This window comes from Veillonella sp. 6_1_27 (assembly GCF_000163735.1).
Classification (GTDB): Bacteria; Bacillota; Negativicutes; order Veillonellales; family Veillonellaceae; genus Veillonella; species Veillonella parvula_A.
Genome location: NZ_GG770215.1, coordinates 769955 through 791805 on the forward strand (window position 1 = coordinate 769955; position 21851 = coordinate 791805).

At 39.7% G+C, this 21851-nt stretch carries 21 protein-coding genes and 1 tRNA gene; 1 reads left to right on the forward strand and 21 read right to left on the reverse strand.

The annotated features are described in order from the left end of the window. Positions 1-57: 57 nt before the first annotated feature. From HMPREF0874_RS03620 to moaC, 10 genes are all read right to left on the reverse strand, one after another. Positions 58-132: transfer RNA gene (locus tag HMPREF0874_RS03620), tRNA-Arg, on the reverse strand. Positions 133-272: 140 nt separating this feature from the next. Beyond that, entirely contained in the window at positions 273-731 is a 459-nt protein-coding gene (locus HMPREF0874_RS03625; RefSeq protein ID WP_008601546.1) for a low molecular weight protein-tyrosine-phosphatase, read from the reverse strand. Positions 732-829: 98 nt separating this feature from the next. After that, positions 830-3073, reverse strand: a complete 2244-nt coding sequence (locus tag HMPREF0874_RS03630; protein ID WP_008601548.1) for an autotransporter outer membrane beta-barrel domain-containing protein — start codon at positions 3071-3073, stop codon at positions 830-832. Positions 3074-3219: 146 nt separating this feature from the next. Next, entirely contained in the window at positions 3220-3939 is a 720-nt protein-coding gene (locus HMPREF0874_RS03635) for a DUF4198 domain-containing protein (RefSeq protein WP_004696641.1), read from the reverse strand. 267 nt (positions 3940-4206) lie between these two features. Continuing rightward, a complete protein-coding gene (gene typA / locus HMPREF0874_RS03640) occupies positions 4207-6018 on the reverse strand; it encodes a translational GTPase TypA (protein ID WP_004696644.1) in 1812 nt (603 codons plus the stop codon). Positions 6019-6214: 196 nt separating this feature from the next. Beyond that, positions 6215-7162: an epoxyqueuosine reductase gene (locus tag HMPREF0874_RS03645; RefSeq protein WP_039965072.1), complete on the reverse strand. Its 948-nt coding sequence runs from the start codon at positions 7160-7162 to the stop codon at positions 6215-6217. A 139-nt stretch (positions 7163-7301) separates the two neighbouring features. Next, positions 7302-8231, reverse strand: coding sequence for a UDP-N-acetylmuramate dehydrogenase (gene murB / locus HMPREF0874_RS03650; protein ID WP_008601556.1), 930 nt, complete (start codon positions 8229-8231; stop codon positions 7302-7304). Further along, on the reverse strand, positions 8206-8571 hold the full coding sequence (locus tag HMPREF0874_RS03655) for a YlbF family regulator (protein WP_004696650.1): 366 nt from the start codon (positions 8569-8571) through the stop codon (positions 8206-8208). The genes murB and HMPREF0874_RS03655 overlap by 26 nt, the downstream gene beginning before the upstream one ends. A 105-nt stretch (positions 8572-8676) precedes the next feature. Then, positions 8677-9162, reverse strand: a complete 486-nt coding sequence (trmL, locus tag HMPREF0874_RS03660) for a tRNA (uridine(34)/cytosine(34)/5-carboxymethylaminomethyluridine(34)-2'-O)-methyltransferase TrmL (RefSeq protein WP_008601558.1) — start codon at positions 9160-9162, stop codon at positions 8677-8679. A 28-nt stretch (positions 9163-9190) separates the two neighbouring features. Then, complete coding sequence (gene moaC, locus HMPREF0874_RS03665) at positions 9191-9703, reverse strand: cyclic pyranopterin monophosphate synthase MoaC (protein ID WP_004696653.1); 513 nt, start codon at positions 9701-9703, stop codon at positions 9191-9193. 108 nt (positions 9704-9811) lie between these two features. On the opposite strand from moaC, the gene HMPREF0874_RS03670 reads away from it, so the two are divergent. Next, on the forward strand, positions 9812-10489 hold the full coding sequence (locus HMPREF0874_RS03670) for a metal-dependent hydrolase (RefSeq protein ID WP_008601561.1): 678 nt from the start codon (positions 9812-9814) through the stop codon (positions 10487-10489). 105 nt (positions 10490-10594) lie between these two features. Here the strand turns inward: HMPREF0874_RS03670 and HMPREF0874_RS03675 are convergent, their stop codons facing one another. The 11 genes from HMPREF0874_RS03675 to HMPREF0874_RS03725 all read right to left on the reverse strand — a co-directional run bounded on the left by HMPREF0874_RS03675 (position 10595) and on the right by HMPREF0874_RS03725 (position 21832). Then, positions 10595-12238: a VWA-like domain-containing protein gene (locus tag HMPREF0874_RS03675; RefSeq protein WP_039965074.1), complete on the reverse strand. Its 1644-nt coding sequence runs from the start codon at positions 12236-12238 to the stop codon at positions 10595-10597. Positions 12239-12375: 137 nt separating this feature from the next. Beyond that, positions 12376-13476 (reverse strand): AAA family ATPase, encoded by a 1101-nt coding sequence (locus HMPREF0874_RS03680; protein ID WP_008601565.1) that lies wholly within the window; start codon positions 13474-13476, stop codon positions 12376-12378. 12 nt (positions 13477-13488) lie between these two features. Continuing rightward, positions 13489-14295 carry a hypothetical protein gene (locus HMPREF0874_RS03685; protein WP_008601567.1) on the reverse strand — a complete coding sequence of 269 codons (807 nt, stop codon included), beginning with the start codon at positions 14293-14295 and terminating at the stop codon, positions 13489-13491. A gap of 112 nt (positions 14296-14407) precedes the next feature. Then, the gene (locus tag HMPREF0874_RS03690; protein WP_008601569.1) at positions 14408-15058 is read right to left on the reverse strand and encodes a TrkA family potassium uptake protein; all 651 of its coding nucleotides are present in this window, start codon (positions 15056-15058) and stop codon (positions 14408-14410) included. Between the two features lie 35 nt (positions 15059-15093). Further along, positions 15094-16455: a TrkH family potassium uptake protein gene (locus HMPREF0874_RS03695; RefSeq protein WP_008601570.1), complete on the reverse strand. Its 1362-nt coding sequence runs from the start codon at positions 16453-16455 to the stop codon at positions 15094-15096. Positions 16456-16461: 6 nt separating this feature from the next. Beyond that, positions 16462-17466: a carbohydrate kinase family protein gene (locus tag HMPREF0874_RS03700; RefSeq protein ID WP_008601573.1), complete on the reverse strand. Its 1005-nt coding sequence runs from the start codon at positions 17464-17466 to the stop codon at positions 16462-16464. A 323-nt stretch (positions 17467-17789) separates the two neighbouring features. Next, entirely contained in the window at positions 17790-19430 is a 1641-nt protein-coding gene (gene hutW, locus HMPREF0874_RS03705) for a heme anaerobic degradation radical SAM methyltransferase ChuW/HutW (RefSeq protein ID WP_008601575.1), read from the reverse strand. A 21-nt stretch (positions 19431-19451) separates the two neighbouring features. Beyond that, positions 19452-19970, reverse strand: a complete 519-nt coding sequence (locus tag HMPREF0874_RS03710) for a flavodoxin family protein (RefSeq protein WP_008601576.1) — start codon at positions 19968-19970, stop codon at positions 19452-19454. Between the two features lie 28 nt (positions 19971-19998). Beyond that, complete coding sequence (locus HMPREF0874_RS03715; protein ID WP_004696671.1) at positions 19999-20802, reverse strand: energy transducer TonB; 804 nt, start codon at positions 20800-20802, stop codon at positions 19999-20001. Between the two features lie 2 nt (positions 20803-20804). After that, the gene (locus HMPREF0874_RS03720; protein WP_004698605.1) at positions 20805-21212 is read right to left on the reverse strand and encodes a biopolymer transporter ExbD; all 408 of its coding nucleotides are present in this window, start codon (positions 21210-21212) and stop codon (positions 20805-20807) included. A 2-nt stretch (positions 21213-21214) separates the two neighbouring features. Further along, positions 21215-21832: a MotA/TolQ/ExbB proton channel family protein gene (locus HMPREF0874_RS03725; RefSeq protein ID WP_004696674.1), complete on the reverse strand. Its 618-nt coding sequence runs from the start codon at positions 21830-21832 to the stop codon at positions 21215-21217. Positions 21833-21851 lie beyond the last annotated feature (19 nt).

The window sequence follows — 21851 nt, forward strand, 5'->3', positions numbered from 1 at the left end:
ATAAAAATATATAATTATACAAAAGGCTTCTCGATATCTCGAGAAGCCTTTTTGCATTGGTGCGCCTAGCAGGATTCGAACCTGCGCACCCGGTTCCGGAGACCGGCGCTCTATCCCCTGAGCTATAGGCGCATGAACACCTAAAAATTATACCATATTACGCTATGGTTCGATAGTATAAAGTATATGAGGCAGATAGGCTTATAAAAAAGCCCTCAATGTAGATTAAAATTTCAGCTACCATTGACGCCCCATCAGTATATATATTTCGCTTAAAGTTTCTCTTTAAGCACTGCTAGTAGAGCATCACAGCTACGACTGACATCATCATAGGTATCGTCAAAGTTTCCCGTATACCAAGGATCCTTCACATCACGGCTTTCACCAACAAAAGACATTGCCTTGTAAACCTTAGCATCTACGTCATCCCCAATAATACGCTTTAAATTACGCGCATTATTTTCATCCATAATGATGAGATAATCAAAGTTGTGATAATCCTCCATCGTCACTTGACGTGCCTTACGACGAGTATAGGGAATACCCATTTCATCTAATTTCTCTTTAGTCCCATAATGAGTGTCGTTCCCTATCTCCTCACGAGATGTAGCTGCAGACTCAATATAAATAGAATCACTTAGTCCAGCCTGCTCAACGATATGCTTCATATAAAACTCTGCCATCGTAGAACGGCAAATATTGCCATGACAGATGAATAAAATATTAACCATTATAACTCCTAATGAATAGAAACTTAATCATAAAAAACTCCTTATATACTAATGGTCCTTACAGCATACGCTATAAGGACCATTAATGCAATATTCAATTAAAAATTATGCCGTATCCCAGCATCAATGCGCCATGTATTTTCTACGATAGCACCAAAGTTTTTAGTGAATGTACCATATAGATATGTACTAGGACGGATACTCCAAGACCCACCAATTTCAGCATCAAGCCATGTATCCTTCATATCTACTGTTGTTTGTACTATTGGATTGCCTGGTGCGGAATATGTTGTATTTGCCTTACCAGAGAATTCATGCGCTAATGCTAATTTAGCGAAGATATTGGATTTTTCTGTTTCCTTCCCAATGCCAATACCAAGTCTGCCTACAGCAGAATTCACAGCATCAGCTTTCACATGCATAGAGCCACCATCGACAACAGAAGCATCATAGGATACACCATTCAAACGGCCTACAATAAATTCTACACTAGGATCGATGTAGAAGCCATTTTCCTTCTTAATACGTTTACCATATTCAGCGCTTAAGGATGTGCCATATGTATGGTAATCACCGTTCACACGTTGTCCACCTACGGAGTAAAGCTTATAGTCATTGGATAATCTATTACCACGTGCAATGATATCTAAATAACGACCATCATCATGTTGTTTTGTGCCATATAAGGCGATGCCGCCAAGTTTGCCATCACCACTACCATTGGCATATGAATTACTAGATGTACTGTAATCAATAGCGCCGCCAAAAATCCAACCATTAGAAGCCTTATGATCGTAGCCGACTTGTACCCCATTATACGTCATATGTGCATCAGCACCGTCTGTGATTTTAGATTTACCGCCTATATATTTCGCCCATACACCTTGATTTGTATTAGCTAGACGAAGATCTCCTAAACGGCGTTGTAAATCATTGGTATTACTCTTCCATGCCATAGCAGTCGATGTAAGAGCAGATTTTGAACCACTCACTAAGGATGATTCATTAGCACGATTAATCTTTGTTGTATCATTTACAACAAGACGCCCCTGCGAGTCAAAATGATCTGCACCTAGTTCTGCAACAGCACCTGGACGAGTAATCCCTTCATTGATTTGAACTGTTGTGCTCAGTTTTTTATCATTGCCAGTATATTGTAATTTATCAGCTAAGGCTTGTATTTCCTTTCGGTAGCTATCATCATTAGTCAAATTAGCTCCATCGCCTTGCAAGGTAATATGGCTATTATCTGCAGCATGTTCAACAACAATATTCCCCTTTCCTTTTTCACTAGCTGGAACACCGGCCTTATAAACAGCATTCACATAGCCGCTATAATTTTGAATTGTAATAGGCCGTGCATCGATAGGATGAAGGATACCGGCTGCCGCTGGATTTGATCCACCTACGAGATTACGAACCTTACTGCCCTTGTATAGATATGCTGCATTATCCCCAGATGGACGTTCTCTTTTAGGGGTAGGCCGCTCCATACCAATCCATTCATTATTCCAAGTCCCTCCATTTTGTAAGTAAATATCAGCACCAGAATTATGAGGGTTCTTATTGCTTTCAGCATATTCATTTAATACAGCACCCGTAAGTTTAGAATTAGGTGTTGTAAAAGCTAATGCTATATTCGTTGGCATTTCGTTATGATTTGGATCACGTCCATAATCCTTATTAATTAACCCTACATTCCCAACAGCGACCAATTCTTTAGACCCTGGATGTTTACCATCAGAGCCAGTATTAACGTATACATCACCCTCTTCTGCCACCACAGAGTAAGTATCAGAAGTTTCTAAAGGATGCGTGATGATACGTCCACCACCATCAACAATAATATGACCACGTTGATTAGCTTGTAAACCGACACCGATAGCATCGATATCTACATTGCCTTTGACGTGAATATTAGTATCTCCATAATCTCTATCAGGATTGTCCTTGCTGAGTCTTGGCACTTTACCACCGTAACCAGCATACACAGCGCTCATATAGTAATGACCGAGTTCCCTTTTTGAGGCTGGTGCATCATTTTTAAGGCGTACAATCAAATCTTTATCCACCGTCAATTGTGATCCAAATCCATTATAAATACCTGATACATTTTTAGTTTTACCTGTATCTGTTAAGCTTTTACCATGCACATTAACCGTCAAGGTATCTTCTATATGCTTAACTTCTGGTTGTGTTTGTACCGGTGACCCCATTGTTAAGCCAAGCAATTCCTCCGCTTTATCGCTTGTGGCATTAATTTCTGTAGCAAATGCAGAGCAGGTCATTCCAGTTAATACCAATGCAGCCATCACAGCTGATACATTTCGTTGTAATTTCATAAAAATCTCTCTTTCTTACCTCGCTTAATACGAGGCTCTCACAGAACGCATTTATACGTACACCCTAAAAATATAAAAAGACCCCCTAAGTCCAACTTAGGAGGTCTTGTTTATTTCACACACTTAGTAAATAGTTATATCCTATATTATTCAGGATTGATGATGAAGGACAATGCACTGAAGTATTTATTTTGCTCACCTTTAGTTTGAGTTGGGAAGCCCACTTCAACGCCTACTACGTTAAGGCCATTAGCACTTACAGTAACAGTTGCTTTACCATTAGCATCTGCTTGGCTTTCATTAGTAAGATCATTAATTACGTCTTTAATAAGAGGTGCATTTGCATATGGTTTACCGTCTTTCAAGACTTGGATTTCATATGTATCACCTTTTCTAAGAGTTAATGGGTTAACAGATGGAATGATTTGAATGAAAGCATCTTTATTATTGAAAGGTTTTGCTTCTGCATTCCAGTAGTGAACGTCATATTTAATGGCATGTGTACTTTTTTGAGCACCTGGTACTTCAGAGATTGGTTTATGAACAGTTTTACCATCTTTGTCTTTTGTCCAATAACCATAGTCAAAGTCAGTTACTGTAATACCCAATTTATCATTTGGTACAACTACTACATTTTTTTCATGTTTAATAACTTGTACAGGAATTACCATGCCATTGTTATCTAAGCCAATGATGCTTTTTACCATTTCTGGGCTATACGCATCATCAACAGGGCCTTCGCCAAGTACTAGCGCCTTTTCATCTAAGCGGTTAGCAAAGAATACGCCATGCGCATCAACGGAAGAGCACACACAACCTGCAGCTAAACCTACTGCAAATAAAGAAGCTAAGATTTTCTTATTCATAAGAACCTCCATAATCAATAACTTTTTCAATAAACTTGTTATTATTATACAGCGTTACAAATATTTCGTATATACCAATACCCCTATCAGCAAGTTATTATGCGTATTTAGTATATTAACTTATTTTTATACCCAATAATCATAAATGATAAAATTATCACCTATTTTCATGAATATATGACTTGTAAGAATATGTTAGATAAATACTTATAGATTAGATAAAAAAGGCGCTCCTTAAGGAGCGCCTTTATATATCTGCATAAGATATTATTTTTTATTCTTTGCTGCTTTCGCACGTGCGTTACGATCAAGAATCGTTTTACGCATACGAATGCTTTCAGGTGTCACTTCAACAAGTTCATCATCGTTGATCCACTCAAGAGCTTGTTCCAAGGAGAAGATACGAGGTGGAGTCAAGCGTACCGCTTCATCAGAGGAACTGGAACGCATGTTGGTAACATGTTTTTTCTTACATGGGTTAACATCCATATCAAGTTCACGTGTATTTTCACCAATAACTTGGCCTGCATACACGTCTTGGTTAGGGCCAACGAACAATGTACCACGATCTTGAACGGAGTTCAAACCATATGGAGTAGTTTCGCCATTTTCGAATGCTACCAAAGCACCACGTGTACGGGAAGGAATTTCACCTTTATATGGTGCATAACCATGGAATACATGGTTCATGATGCCATTACCTTTTGTAGCTGTTAAGAATTGTGCACGGAAACCGATCAAGCCACGAGCCGGAACTACGAATTCCATACGAAGATAACCGGCCAATTCAACCATATTAGTCAACTCAGCTTTACGTTGACCGAGATTTTCCATTACGGTACCCATAAATTCCTGAGGTACGTCGATGGTCAATGCTTCGAGCGGTTCACACAATTGGTCGTTAATAGTTTTGAAAATTACACGAGGTTTACCTACTTGTAATTCGTAGCCTTCACGACGCATAGTTTCAATCAATACTGCCAAATGCAATTCACCACGACCAGATACTTTGAACGCATCTGCAGAATCAGTTTCTTCTACTTTCATAGAAACGTTAGTTTCTACTTCACGGAACAAACGATCACGCAAGTGACGGGATGTAACAAATTCACCTTCGCGGCCTGCGAATGGAGAGTTATTTACGGAAAACACCATAGACAATGTTGGTTCGTCGATGGAGATGGATGGTAATGCTTCAGGATTTTCAGCATCCGCTACTGTTTCGCCGATGTTAATATCGTCGATACCTGCAAAAGCAATGATATCACCCATTTCAGCTTCGTCAGTTTCAACGCGGTTCAAGCCATTGTATGTGTACACACGACCAATTTTCGCTTTACGAGTACTTTCACCATTCATGATAGCCACTTGTTGGTTGGTTTTCATTTTACCGCGAACGATACGACCTACGGCGATTTTACCGATGAAGTTATCGTAATCAAGTGTAGTTACCATAAATTGAAGAGGACCTTCCATATCACCTTGTGGTGCAGGAATTTCATCAATCAATGTTTTGAATAACGGCTCCATGTTTACAGCTTCATCATCCCAATTAGTTTTGGACACACCAGAACGAGCAGATGCGTATACTACAGGGAAATCGAGTTGATCATCATCAGCTTCAAGCTCCATAAACAATTCAAGAACTTCGTCCTCAACCTCTTTAACACGTTGATCAGGACGGTCGATTTTATTAATTACTACGATTGGTTTCAATTTTTGTTCTAAGGCTTTACGCAAAACGTATTTAGTTTGAGGCATTGGACCTTCATAAGCATCTACGAGAAGCAATACGCCGTCAACCATGTTAAGTACGCGTTCTACTTCGCCGCCGAAATCAGCATGGCCTGGAGTATCAACGATATTGATTTTAATACCATCATGCATTACAGCAGTGTTTTTAGACAAAATAGTAATACCGCGTTCACGTTCCAAGTCGTTGGAGTCCATTACGCGTTCTGCTACTTTTTCATTTTCACGGAACACATGGCTTTGTTTTAATAACGCGTCCACCAAAGTAGTTTTACCATGGTCAACGTGGGCGATAATCGCTACATTACGAAGATTTTCGCGAATCATAAGATCCTCCCTTTAATTCTTTCAGTATATTCTATATCACATAGCCTCGATAAAACAGGCTATGCAAGTATATTCCCCAAAATTGGCAACAGTTAATTATAACGCAGTCTATAGAAAAAAGTCAAAACAGTACACCTATTCTAATCATGGCAATTTCAACATTCGATTATACTTTTGACTCATCTTAGGACACAACCTATTTATGCTCTATCGCCCGCTTAGCAGATTTACGCAACAACGGAATTTGTTTATCTGTTAAATGGAAACAGAATTTAGGAATCAACTTTTCTATAATCTCCTTATCAGAGGCTTTCAAAATATATTCTGGCTGTAGTATAAGTTCTAATGCATCAAGCCCAGGATAATCTTTACCTATACTCCAATCATAATTTTTATTAAACGGACAGCAGTCTTGGCAATTATCACAACCTAATATCCACTCTTCCAACATATCCTCTGTCACACCTTCTGGCAATTTACCATCACCAAAGGTATTGATATAAGATACACAGGTTAATGGATTCATTGTAAAAGGTGCAGATAGAGACTTCGTTTTACACTTTTGCTGACATAAATTGCAAGTCTCTGGACATGGTGGTATCTCTAGATGACGAATATACTCACAAGGCTGATCAATTAAATAGGCTACCAATTCATAATTAGAGCCTTTAGGTCCATAAAAGAAATTGTTTTTTCTATAAATTCCAAGTCCTGCCGCTACAGAAGCAGGGCGCAAAGGAACAACACCAGTAGGCTTTGCTGTTTCACCACCAATAAATTGGATGTTCTTATCATTGAACCATGTTTCAAAAGATCGCCTTTGTTTGACTTCGACCCCATCAGGGATATTAGCTAACGATAGTAGTAAGCCTTTTGCATATCGCTTTTGAAGCGAAGCAGGAAACTTATACGCTCCAAAATATTCAGTACAAACCACTATAGATTGTGCCCAAGGATAGTTTTCTTTCAATGTTAAAAAGGCATTACTATGTGCATATACCTTTTTACTTTCAGGTACATCTTCTAAACGCTTTATCATTCGTTCTTTATAAAAATCAAGTGCATCAAGAGGTACTATACCACAATCGTCATACCCACATGCTAGTGCTTTATCATGAATCTCTTGGGCCAACAAAGTATTCATATCATCGCCTCCCAAATATAGACTAACTATATAAATATCATACGCTTATAATGGACATAAAAAAAGATTTCTTATGAATCCATCATCCCTAAAAAGAGTAACGTTACATAAGAAATCTTATATTAGTATTTAGTTGATATTAGTCTTCACCAATCATACGTACTTCGGGCTCAAGGTGTACGCCATGTCTATCATACACACGACGCTGTACTTCTGCAATCAAATCAAGTACGTCCTTTGCACTAGCACTACCTGTATTGATGACAAAGCCTGCATGTTTGTGGGACACTTGCGCATCACCTACAGACAACCCCTTTAGGCCTGTTTGTTCAATCAATGTACCTGCAAAGTACCCTGGTGGGCGTTTAAAGGTTGAACCTGCACTAGCATACTCTAAAGGCTGTTTAGATTCGCGCTTTTCGGTCAACTCATCCATGCGAGCCTTAATGGTATCCTTATCACCTGGTTTGAGTGTCATAATGACTTCCCCAATAACTTCATGATTATCGTGGAATACACTATGACGATAAGCAAAGTCCAAGTGAGATGCATCATATTCTTTGATATTACCTTGGAAATCTACGGCTCTCACTGCAGTAACTACATGGCTCATTTCACCGTCATAAGCACCTGCATTCATAAATACGGCACCACCAAGTGTGCCTGGAATACCAATGGCAAATTCAAGTCCAGATAAACTATTCTCCCAAGCAAATTCAGAAGCATCTTTTAACATATACCCAGAACCAATGCACAATGTGTTTTCATTACAGTCCATGATTTGAGTCATATGTCGAACTGATACAACAGCACCACGAATTCCTCCGTCTTTCACCAAAATATTAGAGCCACAACCAATAATAGTTACAGGCACATCTAATTCGTGAATGGTACGAAGCGTAAAACTAAGTTCTGCCATCGTAGTAGGTTCAATAAATAAGTCTGCAGGTCCTCCAATTTTGAATGTCGTATGATGACAAAGGAGCTCCTGCTCGCGTACACGTGTACTTGGTAATTTTTCTAATAAAGCTGTTTGTAATACCTTAATGTTGTGGTTGTTGTTCGCCATGATCTAACACTTTCATCCCCTCAGTGATTGGTTCGCTAATGATTTTGTAAATATCATTAGAAATCTGGCTCCAACGCATTTGCGCTTGCAAATAAGCAGCCGCTGCAGCATTTTCTTGAATTTGAGGCATCAATTCTTCTTGTTTCTTCTGCAACTCATCTGCTTCTGGAGCACCGGACAACTTAGCATATTCCCATTGCATTTGTTGTGCCATAAATGTGCGAACCAAACCCGTTGCTACTGCATCTGCTTTCACTGCTTCCTGAGCAGCCATTAATTCTTTGTACTCTTCGGATTCACGCATTGCGTGAGCTAAATCATGAGCTTTATCGTAGTTCATAATATCCTCCTCCAAACAACACCGTTAAAATCGCTACCGGTCATATAGATTTGGTAGGTCTCCTAACACATAAGTATAATATATTCCTCAATTGTAAAAGTCTATTTATTCTGATTGAATCCAATTGCCTTCAGCCTTAAGGTCTGGATAATCAAGTTGACGCATACCTTCATAAGCTATGATTGCCACCGCATTAGATAGGTTCAGAGAGCGTGCTTCATCTACCATGGGTATACGAATGCATGTATCCTCTTTACCATCTAATAAACTTTCAGGCAATCCTCTTGTTTCAGGGCCAAAAACGAGCATATCACCAATTTCATATTTCACCTCGGAATGAGTATGCTTTGCTTTGGTAGTGGCATAGAAATATCTACGATTAGGATATTTCTCATATAATTCTTGAATATTTTCATGTACCTGTACATCTACCAAGTGCCAGTAATCAAGGCCAGCACGTTTTACATGCTTGTCATCAATAGAAAAGCCAAGGGGTTTGATCAGATGTAAGGTCATATGATTGGCGGCGCATAAACGCGCTATATTTCCTGTATTACCTGGAATTTCAGGCTCATAAAGTACTATTTCCATTTTCAATCCCCTATTCTTTATATCTATATTATTCTACAAAGGAACGGACAAAATGTCCACTTTTCCCGCCTTCTTTTTCTACAAGATATGTAGGGCCTATAATCATCCCTTTATCAATAGCTTTACACATATCGTAGACTGTTAAAAGTCCTACTTGAACCGCTGTAAGTGCTTCCATTTCAACACCTGTCTTTCCTGTCGTTTTTACGGTAGCCCGAACCTTAACAGCACGATTATGTGTAGCATCCGTACAGGCAGGACTTTCACCATCAACAAGAGTACAATGCACCTCTACCTTAGTCAATGCTAACGGATGACAAAGGGGAATTAGATTACTCGTCTGTTTCGCCCCCATAATAGCTGCCAATTGAGCCACACTAAGAACATCCCCCTTTTTTATTGTTCCCGCCTCGATACGCTCATAAATGGCATCATTAATAGCAATAAAGCCTTCTGCCACGGCAGTACGAGTTGTAATATCCTTATCTGATACATCTACCATCCAAGCATTTCCATCTTGATCAAAATGTGTTAAATCCATAATATATCCTTACTAATTATGTATAAATTATCACCAATAGTTTTATTTTCATTTATTATATTATACAATAGAATTAAGAATTGTATGTACAAGGAAGGAAGTGTTCCTATGAAAACAAAACTAACTTATTTTGGTCACGCTTGCTTTATGCTCACACGTGGCGATGTATCCATGATTTTCGACCCATTCTTGACCGGTAATACATGGGATATCGCTAAAAGAGAAGACATCAAATGCCAATATATCTTTGTCAGTCATGGTCATGATGATCATTATGGCGACACAGATTTTATTGCCAAAGCAAATGATGCACTCGTTATTTCTACTGCTGAGGTAGCGGGTAAAGCGGCAGCTGCCGGTTGTCGTACACACGCCATGCATTTAGGTGGCAAGTTCAACTTTGAATTCGGTTCTGTTCGAATGGTTCCTGCCTTCCACGGCTCTGGCATCCCTGGCGGTCACGCTGCAGGTTGTATCGTAGATTTCTACGGAGATATCCTATACTTCGCTGGTGATACAGCACTCTTTAGCGATATGAAATTATTAAATCGTTTTGGTGAAATTGATTACGCCCTTCTTCCTATCGGTGATAATTACACAATGGGGGTTGAAGATGCAGCTCTTGCTGCTTCTTATGTAAAAGCGCGTATTTCCATTCCAATTCACTACAAAACATGGCCCGTTATCGACCGCGAACCAGGTGTATTTACAAGTCTTGTAGAAGGTAAGTATAACCAAACAGCACTCATTATCGATCCAGGTTCTTCTATTGAGCTTAACAGCTAATACAAAATCTACAGACCTAAAAATGACGCAATCCAAAGGATTGCGTCATTTTTGTATATAGTCTTGGTTCAAGGTCAAACCCATAAAAAATTGCATTCTAATAGACTAAATCTCTTGATTTGCCATAGAAAAGCCCCCACGGTTAGCCATGCGTACAAACTCATCAATATCTTGAGTTTCATCAACACCAACATAGCCGAGTTCACGAACCAGGCCGTATGGGGTATGCAAAGATAATTGAGGGTTCTCACCGGTCAACACCCACAGCACCTTATAGCCCCTTGGCGCCTCTCGAAGTCGCTCTTCCCCTTTGCCATCCGTAAAATATACAAGTAAATCTACACGGTTTTGATTAGCCAGAGAGAATACAGGGGTAAAGGCCGTTGCACCACGCACATCGAGGCGAGGTTTTACATCTTTTACAGATTCCATCGTATAGGTGCGGCGCACCTCATTATCACATTCTACAACGGTAATGCGATGGTTATAAGCATGCACGATTTGTAACACTTGCTCTAAGGCATTCGTAAACTCTACATCAGTTATACTACCACTCATGTCGAGAGCTACCCATACATTTGCCTTATGTTGGCGCAATGTACCAGACAATTCCAAACGCTCAGGCTGACGACGATTACGACGCATCGTCGTTTTTTTGTATCCACTCGCTACCTTGCCCATCAGCTTTTTGAGATAAAAATACCACGGCAAAGCGCGTCGCATTTTTTGGAATGTATCGATAAGACTTTTCACATAGCCTTCCATATCCCCCTTTGATGCTTCATTGATATAGCGCTCCGTGATTTGGTCCATCGTATCTATATCAATAGAATCAGATTCATCCCAAATATCATGGCTAGTTTGAGGGTCAAACTCCATAGCAACCGCTGTATCTGCATTATCGATGGGCACAAAGAGATCTGGTTTTTCTTTCATGACCTTATCAATAGCCTTCGCATAGTATTCAATGGTACGAAAACGCTTTAATAACAAACCAAAGCGCGCATTTACATTGGCTACCGTTACTGCATCACGGTCTACATGTTCAAGGTAATCATTTACGACCATGTCCATAGCCATATGGACTGCTGTTTTGTGAAAGCCTTGGCTCAGTGCTTTTACCCGCATCAAATGAGCAGAAATGATATGAAGAACTTCACGCTTAATACCATCCTTCATCACATCAGGTGATTGGCGTAACAAGATAAAGGGATTTACATATAATACATATCCGCCCTGTTTAAGATTAATACCAAAAGCACTGGCCATATCAAAGCGAATGCGATGAGTCATTTGTAAGTAAAAGTAACCAAAGAATTGGTCCTCTTCAAGGAGCAAACTGTTTACATCATGCAATATGTTCCACAACCGTTGCTCATAGGCAGGTGTCATTATCGCTTGCTGCATAACGGAAAGGTCTGTCCCCTCCACTTGTACGTCTTCAAGAGCACGACCGATAGTACCTATATGGCTATCCGACATATTATGGTTCATAAGATCAGCCGCTATACGTTCAGGCGCCATGCTATGATGTTGTTCTTCATAGCTATCTACATAGGCCTCATAGGATGCGTATATTTGCGTATACAAAGCCTCTGCTTCGCGATGTATGCGCTCTCGTTTCGCATGCCATCGATCAAGAGCCTCGATAGCTTCCGCATCATAAGAACCCGTCTTTTCCCAACCATCGATATGAGTCAGCAAATCCGAAGCATCACGTATATCATCCTTATCTAAGTTTCGTTGCATATTTACACCCCCTTTTCTTTAGAAAACAAATTTAATATATGTCACATGCTATATATCAATTAACCTCATAACTAATAATTTACTACAGTTGATTATCTATATAGATAGCTTCGATTTGGTTAACTACGCACATAAAATTATTTTTGCGCGTCAAAGAAAGTATCTACAAAAAGGTCATTTTCAATAGCATAAGCGTAAACGCGCTCATACGTGTTACGAAGATCTTTCATAACCGCTACGCGCAAATCGCCTGGATACAAGGTTAAAAACTCCACAAAATGATGTACTTCCTGCGCATTGCTATTGCGATTTAAACGATGCAACATATTTTTTGCTGCTACATAAAGGCGAGTTGGGCTTTCACCTTTAACCTGCTCAGCCATAGACATAATAGCACCTGGTTTTTGAACCGCTGCCAATACATCATCAAAGGTAATAAGAGGTTCTTGATCGGACTCGATAAAGTTTACAAAAGCCTCCGCAATGAGTTTACCTACGTTACCACGAATAACATTCATAAATACGTCGCGACTATAACTTGTGCCCTCTTGATTCTTATAAATTCTATATAGACCGGACACGCGTTCAAAGGAACGAGGTGTGGCATCGATATCGTCTTCGTGACGTTGATTTAAATATTCTGGATAGGAAGAAATAAATTCAATAACCTTTTCTTCAATACCAGCACCAATAGCCCAGTCAATCCATTGCATATAATCAGCATTCATATAAAGCCATACAAAACGGTTTTGCTGTGCCGGGTCCATGTCAATCGTTTGGTAATCAAAGGAATCCTCAGGGTTCATAGCGGCGATGATGCGCACTTGATCACTTAAAGAAAAGCCATTAATTTCACGGTTTAGAATAAGGTTCATCAATTCTTGTTGAACTGCATGTTCTGCGCGGTTAATTTCGTCGATAAACAGTAATACTTGGCGCCCTTTATCTACGGCTTGTGCCACATGTTCCAATGTATGATGCACAGCGTATACTGTAGTTTTCACATCCCGTGTATTGCCATGACCATCCGTATGAGTCACCGTTTCTACTGTAGGCAAGCCACCAATTTCACCTTCTTTTAAAAGGTTTCCGTCAATAGTTACTAATTCCCAATTATGTACCTCTGCAACGCGCGCTGCGAGAGAGGTTTTACCTATACCCGTCTCACCGACGAGCAAGGGTACTTGATTAGCAGCAAGCACTAACTCAACGCTTGCCATTGTATCTATAAAGTTCATTGTATCTCCGTTCTAATATCTCAAATATTCGCCTACTGCAATTTTCTTAACAGTTCTAGTACCATACCTATCAATAAGTGACAATATATCAATAGGCCATTTGGATTGACGTCCACCGATAGCTTTATTGTTGATTAACTCGCGTACATAGTCTTCATCAACGGTATCGCTAGAAATGGCATCTAGAATTATATCTTTGATTTCGTCTACCGTAACGCCCAATGTATTAGGTATATAACCGACGATAGCCGCACTTACCTTAAATAAATGCAAGGCCAAGTTCTTAGTGAGGTTTGTAATCTGACGCATTGCCTGTGGATCTTGCTTTACTGCTGCTTCTAGTACAGCTACGCTAGGCTCATCAATGTAGCGCAAGGCTAAGTAACTCTCTTGCACGGCTTGTAACTGCACAGCTTCGCTTGGAGCATTGATATATTGTAAGGCATCATAATTCGCCTTCACCGCCTCTAATTGCAATTCTTCAGATGGGTTCGCAATATAGCGAATAGCCCAACCTGATTGAGCTAACGCACTTTTTATTAATGTATCAGACGGATTGTCGATATATTCTAAAACCGCCCAATCTTTTTCCACTAAGGCTTTTAACAATTCTTCTGTAGGATTTTCAACGAATTGTATAGCTCGTGGTGCTTGTGAAAGCGCCGTTTCAATAACCTTTTGAGTAGGTTCTTTAATATATTGTAACAACATGCCGTTTTGTCCCACACATGTAAGTTGCATAGCTTCTGTAGGATTTGGAATATTTCGAATCCCATGTGGGTTATTGGTCAGCGCCGTTATATATTGTTCCTCTGTCATAATAACCTTCATTTCTATATTAAAAGGCCATACGAATACGTATGGCCTATACTGAATTCTATCTTATTATATCATATTTTTTCGATATATTTATATCTCTTTCGTATACTTACTACACTGTTAATGCATCTAAATCAGAATTATTTCCTATGATTAATAGTTTTTCCTCTGCTGAAAGAATCGTAAACGGATTAGGAGGGACTTCTAAATCCTCCCCACGCCTGATTCCTACAGCATTAAGATTATATTTCTCACGCAGATTAGAATCTTTCAAGCAAGTGCCTACCAAAAATTTTGGCATATCTACTTCAATAAGGCTAATACTTTTAGATAGCTGTAGGTAATCCATTACATGTTCTCGTGTCAACGATTGAGCTAATCGTTGTGCTACATCGTATTCTGGATAGATAACCATATCGACCCCCATCTTCTTGAGCATCTTACCTTGGAGTGCATTTTCAGCTTTCGAAACCACATGAGGCATTTTCATTTCTTTCAATAACATCGAAGTCATAAGATTTGCCTGGATATTATCCCCAATAGCAACAATAACTATATCAAATTGGCTCAAAGCTAAGGCTTTAATAGCCTCTTCATCAGTAGTATCTGCTACGATAGCATGTGTGACATAGGGGGAAACCTTTTGTACAATTTCTGGATTAATATCTACACCCAAAACCTCATGATTCATAGAGGCTAACATCTTGGCGATGGTCGTACCAAATTGTCCAAGACCAATGACAGCTATTGTTTTATATTTCATGCTATATCTCCTGATAGGCTAACTATTCTACTCAATTACAACAATACATTCTCTTCTGCATACCCAATTGGCTTCGTTGGTGACGTCCTAAGAGCCCATGTACCAATAACGGTCATAACACCCACACGACCTGTAAACATAACAAGCATCAGCACCCATTTACTGCTTTCAGATAAATCGGGCGTAATTCCCGTTGTAAGGCCTACAGTCCCAAAGGCAGACGTAACCTCAAATAGCAATCGAATAAAATCATAAGGCTCATCCCAAGCCAGATAACATGTGGCTATTAAAATGAGAAGAAGCGATAAAAATATAATCCCATTGGCTTTAAGCACGGTTACTAATGAAATACGACGTTCAAAAATCTCTGTATCTGGACGGTTATTAAACAAGGTACGCGATGCAAGTATGGTTACTGCTACGGTGCTAATTTTAACGCCTCCACCGGTAGAGTTTGGGCCAGCACCAATAAACATGAGAATAATAGTAACAAACAAGGTAATTGGATGTAATGCATTATAGTCAACCGTTGCAATCCCCGCTGTACGCGGCGTAATCGCTTGAAATAAAGAGGCCATTATTTTATTCCAAATCGGTAATGACCCAAAGGTTTTTGGATTTGACCATTCCACACCTAAAAAAATGATAGTTCCTAATAAGATAAGAATCGCTGTGCCTACTAACATAATCTTAGTGTGAAGTTTTAAGTCAACAAATCGTCTCACCTTACGGTGTGACCATATGTCAAAGGCCGCTAAATAGCCAAAACCACCGATCACAATTAGCACGGCCGTATTGATATTAAATAATATGTCCCCTACCATGGCATACGGTAGATCATTATCAAAAAATACAAATCCAGCGTTACAAAAGGTGGAAATAGCTTGCATGATACCTGTATATAATGCAGCCTGTCCAATATAAGGATATAGCTGAATCGTATAGATTATGCCTCCTACAATTTCAATAGCAAAGGTATAAAGCGTTAACTTTTTCGTAATATGTAGTAATCCAGTCATACCATCCTGTCCGACATCCTCGGACAAAAGCACACGATTTTTAAGGCCTACTCGTTTACCTAGAAGCAAAGCAATTATGGTTGTGAAAGATACAATTCCTAACCCACCTAACTGAATAAGGATAACCATTACAATCTTACCAAATAAAGACCAATGATAATAAGTATCTACAGTGGCCAGCCCTGTTACCGAAACACAAGATACGGCTGTAAAAGCGGCATCTACAAGAGCCGTCGTTTGCCCCTGAGCACTCGCCATCGGTAACATAAGCAATATGGTACCTATAATCATGACGCCTAGAAAGCTAAACGCTAATAATCGATAGGGATTTTGTTGCATGTACCGTTGTACATGAGAATGGGAAATATCGTGCCACATACTGATTTACTCCAATCCCATTAATTTATGTACAACTTGTAAACTTGGTAAAGGGCTACGGCCACCAATCCCTTGCGTATTTAAAGCTGCTACAGCGGACGCAAAAATAGCAGCCCTTTCTAGATCAGAATGTCCACAATATTGTAATAAATCTATACCATATGTAGAGGTCTTTAACCCTTCCACTGGAGCTAACTCATTCAATAATGTAACAAGCTTTGAAAGAAATGCACCATGAAAACTATCTCCAGCCCCCGTTGTATCAACTACATGTTCTTGAGGAAATGCTTGGCAGCGATAGAAAGTTCCATCAGGCCATACGAAATAACTACCATTAGCGCCATCCGTAACCCCTGCAATAAGTGCGCCACGTTCATGAATAATACGGCAAGCCTCTTCTAAATCAGTAGTGCCCGTATACTTTTCAGCATAATCACGAGCAACAATAACAATATGACTTGCCTCTGTAATAGATTTCATCTCTTCATCGTAGCGCTGTGCACCTCCATCGAGGGAGATAATAGTACCAACCTCTTGTGCTAATGCCATGGCAGAACACATGAATTGTCGATGCCGTCCATTGACATGTAAAATGAAAGATTCTTTAATTAATTGCTTATGAGCATCTAAAAATACTGGCTCTGGCGCAGTAGAGCGTTCAAAAAATACGGCACGCTCGCCAGTACTATGCTTTACGAGGATTGTAGCGACACCACTTTTTGCCTGTCCCTCAATATGAATAGAATCGGTATTAACATTATATTTTTTGAAATCATCTAAAATATGCTGCCCTACCATATCGTCACCGATACTATCAATCATGGCCGTACGTGCACCATATTTACCTGCAACGGCCAAGGCAGTTGCTACAGGTCCACCACCATCGTTGGTCGAGGATAAAACTTGCTGCACCTCACGACCTGTTGGATAATGATCAACCACGATAAAACGGTCTAATGTACTAGCTCCAATACCTAATATATCTATCTTTTTTTGAGGAAATGTACTCATACTAACCCCCTAAGCCTACAATTAGCTATATAAGCAATATTACTTTACATCTTATAGATTCAATATCTTTCTTATCAATTTATGATTTTAACAGTAATCAGTTTTTATAGCCTTATAGGTTTGTATATCTATTCTTATACTGTTTAAAGCCCTTTAAGTCTTATATCTACAGAATACCTTTCGCGCTATAAAAAGTAAACCCCAGACCAAAGGCTGGGGTTACTTTGTACTACAAAGAGCACCTATATGTTACGTATTATGTCTTGTTTATTATAAATTAGTTATTCCCAGAGGTTGTTAGAATTGAGGTGTAACATAATAGTTTAGGACATCATACGTTCCATCATATATTCAATTTCGTCAGCGCTCAAATTGTACATAGCTTGCACCATTCGTTCTGCAGACTCTCCAGAAGCACCGCTCTTGGAAATTTCAGCTTTCGCCTTAGTAATAAGAGCCTCTTTACGTTGTGTCTCAGAATCCTCATCCGTTGGCACAGAGATATTCGCTTTTCCTTGACCAATGCCACGTACTTGTTGATTAGGATTCTCTTTAGAAGTTGTTTTTGTATCCTGAGCCGCTACTGCTTCTACAGCGAAGGAGTTCTTACCAGTCAAGATATATTCAACAGCTTCTAATGTACTTTGTGTAAGATTTACAGTCCAGAACTCACCGGCTGCAGTCAATTTGTAAAGTAAACCATTATAAACAACAAGGCCTCGTTCTTCCCATAATTTATAGAGCCAGTTCAATTCATCTAATCTTGAATCCATCTTTACTAAGCTCATAATATTGAGGAAACCTTGTTCTAGTTGGCTTACTACTTGATTAACGATAGGTTGTAATTCACTTTGTTTCATTAGTGCCATAAACGGTTTTTCACCACGGCTTACCATATCTTCATATGGTTTTAATGCGCGATGTAACATCATGCCATAGCCATCGACGTTACCACCTGCACCACTACCAAATGGGAACATTGGGACACCCGATTTAGCTAGAGTGTTATATAGGCTACGCTCACGATTATTAGCACTCCAATGTGCGGCACTCAATCGGCGATAAGATCGCGCATCTAGGTATTGTCGACCGAATTCGAACATATCCCCTTGCATCGCTGTTGTTGCTGCAGCAGGAACCTTCCCATTTTCAATGTCTTTATTGAGATCACTACCATCAAATACATTTAATTGATATAGGTCTGCACCATCAACGCCAGAACTTACCAAATCAGCTAAATCTTGTTCCCACACCTCCATAGTTTGACCAGGCAAGCCATAGATTAAGTCAATAACGACAGAGCATTGACCATAAGCTTTTAAAGCAGCTAGCCGTTCTAATACAGTTTCTTTTGTATCTAAACGACCTACCATTTGACGCACTTCTGTGTTGAAAGATTGTACGCCGATGGACATACGGTTAACGCCGTTTGCCATCCAAACTTCAAGATTTTCAGGAATCAAATCGTGAATACGACCCTCTAAGGTAAGCTCATAATCGTTTGCCAATGGCAAGTACTCTTTAATGGCTTTGAGCAATCTTTCAGAGTTTGTCGGTGATAAAGATGTTGGTGTGCCACCGCCGATAAACACGGCATGGATCAAACCATCTTTTAATCTCGGACGTTCACTTGCGAGCTTTAATTCGCTAATTAGACCATCAATATATTGGTCTTCAACACTTTGACTCGTACCGTTTTGGAAGAAGCCACAATATGTGCATTTTGTCTTACAAAACGGAATATGAATGTAAGCGCATTGCATTTCACCCTTTTTAGGAACACCATTCATCAATGTATCCCAAACAGATTGTGTTTCTTTCGGAGAAACGAGCGTACCATTAAGGCCTGCATGTACAACCCGTTTATGAGGAAATGCACCACTCATCGGATTATCGCATTTGAAACCTAATTGTAGATTTCGTTGTTTCTCCGGAATGGATTCAAAAAAACTTGCTAAACTCATACTCCAATCCCCTTTCAGAAATTAGGCTTGTAACTTTGCAAGTACAGATTTAGTAAATTCTTTTGCATTTGCAAAGTCTTGTTCATCTGGATGAGTTTCCGCCGCTTTATGTAACGCATCGCGCTCTGGGCTTTGCCCATGTGCAGATCCAGGTGGGAACATTTTATACATCATTTCGATTACTTTAGGATCGATTTTACCTTGGCATACGAAGCCGTCTACAAGAGCTTCTTTGTTAGGCAATAATTCAGATGCTTTTTCGATACTTTCACGCGCATGATCAGAATCAGCATACATACCTAATGTAGCAAAGAATACTACATTAGGATTTTTTAAAGTTTCAATCAATTTTGCCGCTTCTTTATTCGCTGTGCCTCGATCCACCCAGAAACCTACGAATACTGTATCATAATCAGCTAAATTTTCAGGTGCATCTTTTACAGGAACGCAAGGTGTACCTTCAGGCATAACGGAAGCCATTGCTTCCGCTACACTTTTAGTATTTCCCGTAAGGGAAGAATATAAAATAATAGATTTCATATTTATCTCCTTTATTACTTAGATATATTTATTCTTCTTCATCTTCGCCATCGGCCTGTACTACAAAGTGTACAGGAACTTCTACTGGTTGTATATCCCCTGTTTCATTTGGATACGGAGTCGCTCGTCGCACTGCATCAAGAGCCGCTTCTACAAATATTTCATCCCCACCACTAGTTGGATATACGTCTATTAAATTACCATTAGTATCTAATTTAGCCATTACATTAATTGTAACATCTACGTTCATTTTACGCTTAATAGCCGCATAAGGAATTTGTTTTTGGCTATCTACAGCTGCATAAAAGCCCTCTACATTGAACGCTGCTTTACCTGTACCATGACCATCACCTTCACCGGTACCATCACCTGTACCAGTACCATGGCCTCTACCATCACCAACGCCAGTACCTTCACCGGTACCATGACCGCCACCAGAACCGCCACCTGATCCAGGGCCTGTGCCACCAACAGCGGAATTATCACCGGATGTATTGCCTTTATTTTCACTTGCTTTAGCTGCCACATCTACTGCATCAGGAATATCTGTTGCGGTAGATGGTTCAACATTTGCTACAACAGCCTTTGTTCTTGCCGCTACTTCATCTGCTGACAATGGTTTTGGGAACAGATCTGCTCTGTTACCTCCGCCACCACCAGCATGTCCACTGCCACCATCATCGAGCACACTTTGTGTGAGGTCGATTTCATAGGTATCCATTTCTTGAATGGCTGGAACCACTACAAAAAAGATTACAGCAATAAAGAGAGCAATAAGATGAACTACGGCGGATATAATGGCTGCTTTTTTCCATGATATGCCTAGTCCCATAGTTATCCTTTCTGTTCAGCTGCAATAGCTAAGCGTTTAACGCCAGATTGTTTTAACATGTCCATAATCGCTACTACTTGACCATGAGCCGCTCGTTTATCGGCTTGTAAGATAACACTAGCATTAGGGTTTTCTTGGATACGTTGTTTTACCATTGCCTCAGCATCGTCAATGCTCATTGGCTTGTTATCAATCGTAATATGACCCTCCGCATCTAATGTTAAAACCACTGGTAATTGAGCTGGTGCAGAAGCACTAGTAGCCTGTGGTAATTGTACAGACAAGGCTTTTTGAGCCACTGTTTGCAAGCTGTTCATCATGAAGAATACCAACAAGAAGAAAATGATATCAATCATTGGAATGATCATGAATTCCGGCTTAGTTTTCATACGAAAGCTTTGCAAGTTCATAACTATTTCCACCCTTCTCGTTTAGCTGTAACTATATTTACACACATATTTTCAATTTGGTTAATAATGGAGTCCAAACGATGACTAAAAATTGTGTAAACGATAAATGCCATTATGGCCACACATAAGCCAGATGCTGTCGCGATAAGCGCCTCACCTACACCACCAGTAATGGCAGATGCACCCGCACCGGAGTCAAGGATACTGAAAGAGCCAATCATACCTGTTACTGTACCAAGCAAGCCCAATAATGGAGAAATTGTAACTGTTGCACTTAAGTAGTCCATATATTTTCGGAAACCAACTGCATCAACCCCCATTTGATCAGCAAAGGCTGTCTTCATTGCTTCTTCGCTAGAATCATTTTTTAAACCTGCTTCCGCAATACGACTTGCAATAGAAGGGTTCTCTTTAATGACTTTATCGATTTCATCCCAACGTTGTAGTTTTGCAAATTCATTTACTGCATGAGTTACAACAAATGTTTTGCCTGCATACTTACGATAGAAGAAAGCACGTTCTGCAGCTATAGCGATAACCATGAAAGACAAGAGTAACAATGGATACATTACATACCCACCACTATGAAATAAGTGAATGACATAATTTAAATTTTCCATATTTGTAACCTTTCTGCCT

Coding starts and splice junctions, on each gene's coding strand:
- typA (WP_004696644.1), bottom strand. CDS start 6,018: ATGATTCGCGAAAATCTTCGTAATGTAGCGATTATCGCCCACGTTGAC.
- HMPREF0874_RS03625 (WP_008601546.1), bottom strand. CDS start 731: ATGGTTAATATTTTATTCATCTGTCATGGCAATATTTGCCGTTCTACG.
- HMPREF0874_RS03700 (WP_008601573.1), bottom strand. CDS start 17,466: ATGAGTACATTTCCTCAAAAAAAGATAGATATATTAGGTATTGGAGCT.
- HMPREF0874_RS03720 (WP_004698605.1), bottom strand. CDS start 21,212: ATGAACTTGCAAAGCTTTCGTATGAAAACTAAGCCGGAATTCATGATC.
- HMPREF0874_RS03725 (WP_004696674.1), bottom strand. CDS start 21,832: ATGGAAAATTTAAATTATGTCATTCACTTATTTCATAGTGGTGGGTAT.
- HMPREF0874_RS03680 (WP_008601565.1), bottom strand. CDS start 13,476: ATGAACTTTATAGATACAATGGCAAGCGTTGAGTTAGTGCTTGCTGCT.
- moaC (WP_004696653.1), bottom strand. CDS start 9,703: ATGGATTTAACACATTTTGATCAAGATGGAAATGCTTGGATGGTAGAT.
- HMPREF0874_RS03675 (WP_039965074.1), bottom strand. CDS start 12,238: ATGCAACGAAACTTAGATAAGGATGATATACGTGATGCTTCGGATTTG.
- HMPREF0874_RS03635 (WP_004696641.1), bottom strand. CDS start 3,939: ATGAATAAGAAAATCTTAGCTTCTTTATTTGCAGTAGGTTTAGCTGCA.
- trmL (WP_008601558.1), bottom strand. CDS start 9,162: ATGGAAATAGTACTTTATGAGCCTGAAATTCCAGGTAATACAGGAAAT.
- murB (WP_008601556.1), bottom strand. CDS start 8,231: ATGGCGAACAACAACCACAACATTAAGGTATTACAAACAGCTTTATTA.
- HMPREF0874_RS03715 (WP_004696671.1), bottom strand. CDS start 20,802: ATGGGACTAGGCATATCATGGAAAAAAGCAGCCATTATATCCGCCGTA.
- HMPREF0874_RS03630 (WP_008601548.1), bottom strand. CDS start 3,073: ATGAAATTACAACGAAATGTATCAGCTGTGATGGCTGCATTGGTATTA.
- HMPREF0874_RS03645 (WP_039965072.1), bottom strand. CDS start 7,162: ATGAATACTTTGTTGGCCCAAGAGATTCATGATAAAGCACTAGCATGT.
- HMPREF0874_RS03695 (WP_008601570.1), bottom strand. CDS start 16,455: ATGTGGCACGATATTTCCCATTCTCATGTACAACGGTACATGCAACAA.
- HMPREF0874_RS03670 (WP_008601561.1), top strand. CDS start 9,812: ATGAAAACAAAACTAACTTATTTTGGTCACGCTTGCTTTATGCTCACA.
- HMPREF0874_RS03655 (WP_004696650.1), bottom strand. CDS start 8,571: ATGAACTACGATAAAGCTCATGATTTAGCTCACGCAATGCGTGAATCC.
- HMPREF0874_RS03710 (WP_008601576.1), bottom strand. CDS start 19,970: ATGAAATCTATTATTTTATATTCTTCCCTTACGGGAAATACTAAAAGT.
- HMPREF0874_RS03690 (WP_008601569.1), bottom strand. CDS start 15,058: ATGAAATATAAAACAATAGCTGTCATTGGTCTTGGACAATTTGGTACG.
- HMPREF0874_RS03685 (WP_008601567.1), bottom strand. CDS start 14,295: ATGACAGAGGAACAATATATAACGGCGCTGACCAATAACCCACATGGG.
- hutW (WP_008601575.1), bottom strand. CDS start 19,430: ATGAGTTTAGCAAGTTTTTTTGAATCCATTCCGGAGAAACAACGAAAT.